7 protein-coding genes and 1 pseudogene are annotated in these 6,360 nt (G+C 60.8%); all 8 read left to right on the top strand.

Annotation, left to right across the window (positions count from 1 at the left end):
- Window positions 1–84, top strand: a pseudogene (locus EII23_RS08985) (IS5/IS1182 family transposase); the annotation flags it as partial.
- Between the two features lie 99 nt (window positions 85–183).
- Window positions 184–579, top strand: coding sequence for an AAA family ATPase (locus EII23_RS08980; RefSeq protein WP_221620385.1), 396 nt, complete (start codon window positions 184–186; stop codon window positions 577–579).
- Window positions 540–875 carry a DUF4276 family protein gene (locus EII23_RS13175; protein ID WP_260424668.1) on the top strand — a complete coding sequence of 112 codons (336 nt, stop codon included), beginning with the start codon at window positions 540–542 and terminating at the stop codon, window positions 873–875. The genes EII23_RS08980 and EII23_RS13175 overlap by 40 nt, the downstream gene beginning before the upstream one ends.
- Complete coding sequence (locus EII23_RS13170; protein ID WP_221620383.1) at window positions 866–1,225, top strand: DUF4276 family protein; 360 nt, start codon at window positions 866–868, stop codon at window positions 1,223–1,225. Before EII23_RS13175 ends, EII23_RS13170 begins: the two co-directional genes overlap by 10 nt.
- A gap of 387 nt (window positions 1,226–1,612) precedes the next feature.
- Window positions 1,613–2,527: a tRNA pseudouridine(55) synthase TruB gene (gene truB / locus EII23_RS08970; protein WP_124793050.1), complete on the top strand. Its 915-nt coding sequence runs from the start codon at window positions 1,613–1,615 to the stop codon at window positions 2,525–2,527.
- A gap of 12 nt (window positions 2,528–2,539) precedes the next feature.
- On the top strand, window positions 2,540–2,809 hold the full coding sequence (gene rpsO / locus EII23_RS08965) for a 30S ribosomal protein S15 (protein WP_124793049.1): 270 nt from the start codon (window positions 2,540–2,542) through the stop codon (window positions 2,807–2,809).
- A 235-nt stretch (window positions 2,810–3,044) separates the two neighbouring features.
- On the top strand, window positions 3,045–5,255 hold the full coding sequence (gene pnp, locus EII23_RS08960; RefSeq protein WP_124793048.1) for a polyribonucleotide nucleotidyltransferase: 2,211 nt from the start codon (window positions 3,045–3,047) through the stop codon (window positions 5,253–5,255).
- Between the two features lie 83 nt (window positions 5,256–5,338).
- Complete coding sequence (locus EII23_RS08955; protein WP_260424667.1) at window positions 5,339–6,349, top strand: hypothetical protein; 1,011 nt, start codon at window positions 5,339–5,341, stop codon at window positions 6,347–6,349.
- The last annotated feature ends 11 nt before the right edge of the window (window positions 6,350–6,360 follow it).

Here is a 6,360-nt window from a genome sequence, read left to right as displayed (position 1 = left end):
GCTACGCGCTACGCAAAACGAAGCCTTTCCTTCCTTGCCGCCGTGCAAATCAGGTGCATCTCATTGTGGGCAACTATAATTTGACGACACTATCTAAACAAGAAACGCTAAAGCTGCCAGCTAAAGCTGGGGGTTTTAACCCTCCCAAAGTGAGACAATAAAGACCAGATTGAACTGGAATGGATGGAGCGCAATTCCGATGTTCCATTCAAAGCGCATCTTTTTTCCGATGGAACTCTGCGCTTTATATGTTTGACAACAGTATTGCTGCAGCCGCAAGATCTCCGGCCAGATACCATTTTGATTGATGAACCGGAACTGGGTTTGCACCCGGCGGCTATCCATACCCTCGGCGCTCTGATCCGCACGGTTGCGCAATCTTGCCAGATCATTCTGTCAACGCAATCTACCGATCTGCTCGACGAATTTGAGGCCGGAAATATTATTGTCGCGGATCGGGATAAGGGATGGACCAATTTGCATCACCTTGCGCCTGAAGCACTGGCGGAATGGCTGGATGAATACTCCATCGGCGAGTTATGGCACAAAAATATTCTCGGCGGGAGGCCAGCCCGGTGACGAGAGTATATATTTTCTGCGAGGGGCAGACAGAAGAGACATTTGTTCGCGAGTTGCTCCAACCGCACTTTGGCAATATCGGCATGACGGTTACGCCGATTCTTGCCCGAACCGGCAAGGGCAAGGGCGGCATAGTTTCTTATGGAAAAATCCGCCGCCACATTGACCTGCTGTGCAAACAGGATCAACGAGCTTGCGTTACAACCTTCATGGATTATTACGCCTTTCCGCAAGGAAAAATGGCCTCGCACCTCTCTGTGATTCTTCAAATCCAATACAAAAAGCATTGGCGCTGACAAAAGCTTTTCAAGAAGACATTGGGCATAAAAATTTTATTGCCAACCTCATTGTACATGAATTTGAGGGATTGTTGTTCTCGCAGCCAAAAGCGTTTGAACAATGGTTTGATGAAGACATCACGCGCAAGCTGCAAACAATTCGGAATGACGTTCCCAGCCCGGAGCATATCAATGATAACAAGCAGACAGCTCCCTCAAAGCGTATTTTGCAGATTTGCGAAGGCTACTCGAAAGTATTGCACGGCACCCTTATTGCTTTGGATATAGGCCTGGATGCCATTCGCAAAGAGTGTCCCGTTTTTCATGCCTGGCTGGAAAAAATCGAAAACCTCGGGGATAGCGCATGAAAGTTTTCGAGCATCGCATAAAGTTTGCTCGAAATACCGGTGCTTTTATCCCGAAAATGCAGACTGCCCTGGCATGCATACGTTGACCAGACAGAGCTCGGCAGTGAACCGCGACCCTGTCCTTCGGTCAGACTTCGTTGTCTGCCGGACACCAATGGGGGCATCCCCGGCCTTTGCTGCACGCCCCGACACGTTCCTTTGCGGCACGCAAAAAATTCCCCCCCCGCTTTGGGAGAAGGGCAAACAGCATTCTGCCTGCCAAAGGATTTTTTTGACTTGCCGCAGCAAAGCGGATATGTTTCCTCTTTGCGTATGACAGCATCCCAGCCCTCTTGTGCCCTTTATGCCGGACAGCCCGGCCGCCCTTCCCCCGAGAACGGACAGGCCATGCATGTTTTGCCGCAACTGCACGGGGTTCTGGTATTGCGCAAGCCCTCCGGCCCCACCTCCGCCCGCTGCCTGACCGCCATCAAGCGTCTGGGCCAGAAAAAAATCGGGCATGCGGGCACTCTGGATCCGCTGGCGTCGGGCGTTCTGCTGGTTTTGCTGGGGCAGGCCACCAAGCTTTCGGGATATTTGCAGTCCGGAGGCGGCAAGATCTACAGCGGGGTGTTGCGGCTGGGGCAGACCACCGACACCTGGGACAGCGAAGGCCGCATTCTGACCGAAGCCCCCTGGCAGGCGGTGAGCGAGGCCGATGTGCGGCGGGAGGTCGCCGCATGGATGGAGTTGGAGGAGCAGCCCGTGCCGCCCTATTCGGCGGCCAAACATCAGGGGCAGCCCCTGTACAAACTGGCGCGCAAGGGTGTGCCCGCGCCGCAGAAATTCCGGCACACAAAAATTTCACAGGCGGACACGCTCGAAGTGAGCCTGCCGTTTGTGCGCTTTCGGGTCGCATGCAGTTCCGGCACCTATATACGCTCCCTGGCCCACAGCTTGGGGATGCGCCTTGGGTGCGGAGCCGTGCTCACGGAACTGACCCGGGAGTACAGTCACCCCTTCGGCCTGGATGTGGCCCGCGACCCTGCGGACTTCACGGCTGATCCCGCGCTTCTGGCCTCGTGCGTCCGCCCTGTTGCGGAAGCCTTGCCGGAATGGCCCGCCATCAGCCTGACGCCCGCGGAAGCCGCTCTGGTGCGCAACGGCATGCCCGTGCCCTGCCGCACGGCGGACAGTGCCACAAAAACGCAGGCGCTTTTGCTGGAGCAGGGCCAGGCCCTGGCTCTGGCGCGGCGCGAGGAGACGCCCAAAGGCGTGTTCTGGGCTGTTGCACGGGGACTGTGGAACCAACCCCAACATTGACAGGAGTATGCTGTGGTTCTGGATGTACAGAAGAAAAAGGAAATCATCGACGCCCACGCCAAGCACGAGGGGGACACCGGCTCCCCCGAGGTGCAGGTGGCTCTGCTCACCGCCCGCATCGAGGATCTGAGTGGGCACTTCAAGGAGCACAAAAAGGACTTCCACTCCCGCACCGGCCTGCTCAAGCTGGTGGGACGGCGCAGGAATATCCTGAATTACCTCAAGGCAAAAGATGTGCAGCGGTACCGGGCGCTCATCGAGAGGCTCGGCCTGCGCAAGTAATGCGCATTCCGGATTGACGGTGCAAACTCCGCACAGCGGATGTGTCATCATCACCAGCCTTTGGGGGGAGCCTGCACGGCTCCCCCCAAAGCCGAAAAACGGGTGCATGCGCACCACAACCAAGCCCTGACGGGCGCAAAATGCAAAGAAGGGGGATCCGGGAAAATCAGGCAGAAGCCCATTCTGCCCGCTTTTGCCGGAGTCCCCTTCGCTCGACGCAAAGGAAAACACAACAATGGATCATGACATTTTTCACCCCACACGCCTTGCGGCCACGGTGGACGGCAAGGAAATCATCCTTGAAACAGGCCGTATGGCCAACCAGGCCCAGGGCGATGTCTGGGTGCAGTGCGGCGGAACCGTGGTGCTGGTCACCGTCTGCTCCCAGCCGCTGGAGACAGACAAGGGCTTTTTCCCCCTGACTGTGGAATATTCGGAAAAAATGTACGCCGCCGGCCGCATTCCCGGCAGCTTTTTCCGGCGGGAAATCGGCCGCCCCTCGGAGCGTGAAACGCTTGTCTCGCGGCTCATCGACCGCCCCATCCGCCCGCTTTTTCCCAAGGGGCTGAACGAGGACGTGCAGGTGCTGGCCAGCGTCATCTCCGCGGATCAGGAGAACGAGTCCGATGTGCTGGCCCTGACCGGCGCATCGGCCGCGCTCATGCTCTCCCCCCTGCCCTTCGAGGGGCCGGTGGCGGGCGGGCGCATCGGCCGCGTCAACGGCAATTTTGTGCTCAATCCCTCTTTTGAGCAGCAGCAGCAAAGCGATCTCAACCTTCTTTTTGCCGCGTCCGCCGATGCGCTGACCATGGTTGAGGGCGAGGCCCGCTTTCTGTCCGAGGACGTGCTCATCGACGCGCTGGAATGGGGCCGCAAGCAGTTGCAGCCGCTGGTGGAAATCCAGCACAAGCTGCGCGAACTGGCGGGCAAGCCCAAGATGGCCTTTGTGCCGCACGATGACGATCCCCGGCTGGTGCAGCGCGTCAGCGAACTGGCCACCGCCGCCGGCCTGGAGCAGGCCCTGCGCATCCCCGAAAAACTGCTCCGCAAGGACGCCCGCAAGGCCGTGAAAACAGCGGTCATGGAGGCCCTGCGCGGGGATTCTGCCTGGGCCGATGACGCCGCGGCGCTCAAAAACGTGGGCGACATTCTTTCCGATCTGGAAAAAAAGCTGGTGCGCGCCCGTATCGTCAACGAGGGCACGCGCATCGACGGGCGGGACACCAAAACCGTGCGCCCCATCCAGATCCAGACCGGCGTGCTGCCCCGCGCCCACGGCTCGGCGCTCTTTCGCCGGGGCGAAACCAAATCCCTGGTGGTGACCACCCTGGGCTCCTCCACCGACGAGCAGCGCATGGACTCCCTCACGGGCGATGTGACCAAACGCTTCATGCTGCACTACAATTTCCCGCCCTTCTCGGTGGGCGAGGTGAAGCCGGTGCGCGTTTCGCGGCGCGAAATCGGCCACGGCGCCCTGGCGGAAAAATCCCTGCGCCCGGTACTGCCTGCTGACACAAGCTTTCCCTTCACCCTCCGCGTGGTGGCCGAAACCCTGGAGTCCAACGGTTCGTCCTCCATGGCGGCGGTCTGCGGCGGCTCCCTCTCGCTCATGGACGCGGGCGTGCCCGTCAGCGCGCCGGTGGCCGGCGTGGCCATGGGGCTGATCAAGGAAGGGGACAAGTTCATCGTGCTCACCGACATTCTCGGCGACGAGGATGCCCTGGGCGATATGGACTTCAAGATCGCAGGCACGGCCGAAGGCGTCACCGGCGTGCAGATGGACATCAAGGTCACCGGCCTGACCACGGAAATCATGCGCGCGGCCATGCGCCAGGCGCGGGAAGGCCGCCTGCACATTCTGGGCGAAATGGCCAAGGCCCTCACCGCCCCGCGCGAGGAACTCTCGCGCTTTGCCCCGCAGCATGCGGAACTGTATGTCAATCCGGATATCATCCGGCTGATCATCGGCCCCGGCGGCAAGAACATCAAGGCCATCACCGCGGCCACGGGCGCCACTGTGGACATTGAGGACTCGGGCAAGGTTTCCATTTTCGCGCCCACGGCCGACGCGCTGGAAAAAGCCCGCGAAATGGTTTCCTACTACGACCAGCGCCCTGATCTGGGCAAGAATTATCAGGCAAAGGTGCGCAAGATTCTGGAAATCGGGGCCATTGTCGAAATCCTGCCCAATGTGGAAGCCCTGGTGCATGTTTCCCAACTGGACGTGAACCGCGTGGAAAAACCCGGTGATGTGGCGCGCCTTGGCGAAGACATGACGGTCAAGGTCATTGAAATCAACGGCGACCGCATCCGGGCCAGCCGCAAGGCCGTCCTGCTGGAAGAGCAGGGCCACCCCTGGAACCCCGAAGAAACGGCCCGCCCGCCCCGCTCCGACCGTGGCGACAGAGAGCACCGCGACCGCCGCGACCGCCGGGACCGGCGCTGACGCCCACTGCCGCTGCCGGTTTGTCCGGCAGCGGCAACAACCACGGGCCGCAATGCCTTGCGCGGCGGCAGCCTGAGGACACCATGACCAAAGCAGACAAAAAGACCCGCCAGCCAGCCCGGCAGGAACAGCAGGAAACGCGGGCGGCCTCCCCCGGCCCCGTGCTCACGGCCACGGCCACAGAAGCCGCGCCGCACAACGCCGGAGAACCTTCGCCGGAAGAACTGGAAGCCCTCATCAAGGGCAAAAACCGGGCCCATGTCGAAGCCCTGGGCGATGCATGGGCTGTGCTGACCGGGCAGAATCCGGCAGCCATCATGGGCCGGATCGCGGGCACCGTCATGCACGAGGGCGGCACGCGTCCCGCCTGGCAGTGGAAGCGCGGCGGCAAGGACCATGTGCTGATGGCCTGGCCCCAGGATCAGCCTGTGCGGGCTTCCGTGCTGCTGTCCGGCCCCGAAGGGGAGCACCTCCGCCCGGTTTCGGCGGTTCCCCTGCTGGAAGGCGTGCCCAATGACCTCACGGTGGAGGATGTCCACCCCTGGGCAAACGGTCTGGAAGCCAATGTGGCCGTGGGCATGATGGAAGACAAGAACCCCATGTGGTTCTTTGATCCCCTGTTCGGCCGCGACAGGGACGACCTGACCCCCGGCGTGACTCACACCTTTTTGCTGGCCGGGCTGGCCTACGGCCTGCGCAAGGCCCTGCTGGACGAGATCACCATCACCAGCGGGCCGCGGTACGAAGCGTATGCCGCTGCCTGGCTGGAAGAAAATCCCGGCAAGCGGCGGCTGGACGTCCCCCCCCTCAAGGTGGACGTGAGCGACCGCCACATGATCATGCCGGGGCGCAATTTCTGCGAATACCAAGTGCGCGCCACCGTGGAGGACGTGCAGGACTGCCAGTTGGAGAAAATGCCTGTCACCATCTTCTACCTGAGTTTTCCCTTTGAGCACCGGCAGCCCCTGCATCTGCCCGTCTACGCTTCCCGGATGGTGCTGGGCGACTATGAGCCCAAAAAAGGCGAAGCAGTGGAAGCCTACGTCTGGCTGCAAGGGCGCGTCATTGACATTGACCAGGGGCCGCAGCAATAGGGCGGGCACAG

Origin of the sequence: Desulfovibrio sp. OH1186_COT-070 (assembly GCF_003860215.1) — a bacterium.
GTDB lineage: Bacteria > Desulfobacterota > Desulfovibrionia > Desulfovibrionales > Desulfovibrionaceae > Desulfovibrio.
This window is presented reverse-complemented; position numbering and strand designations above follow the sequence as displayed.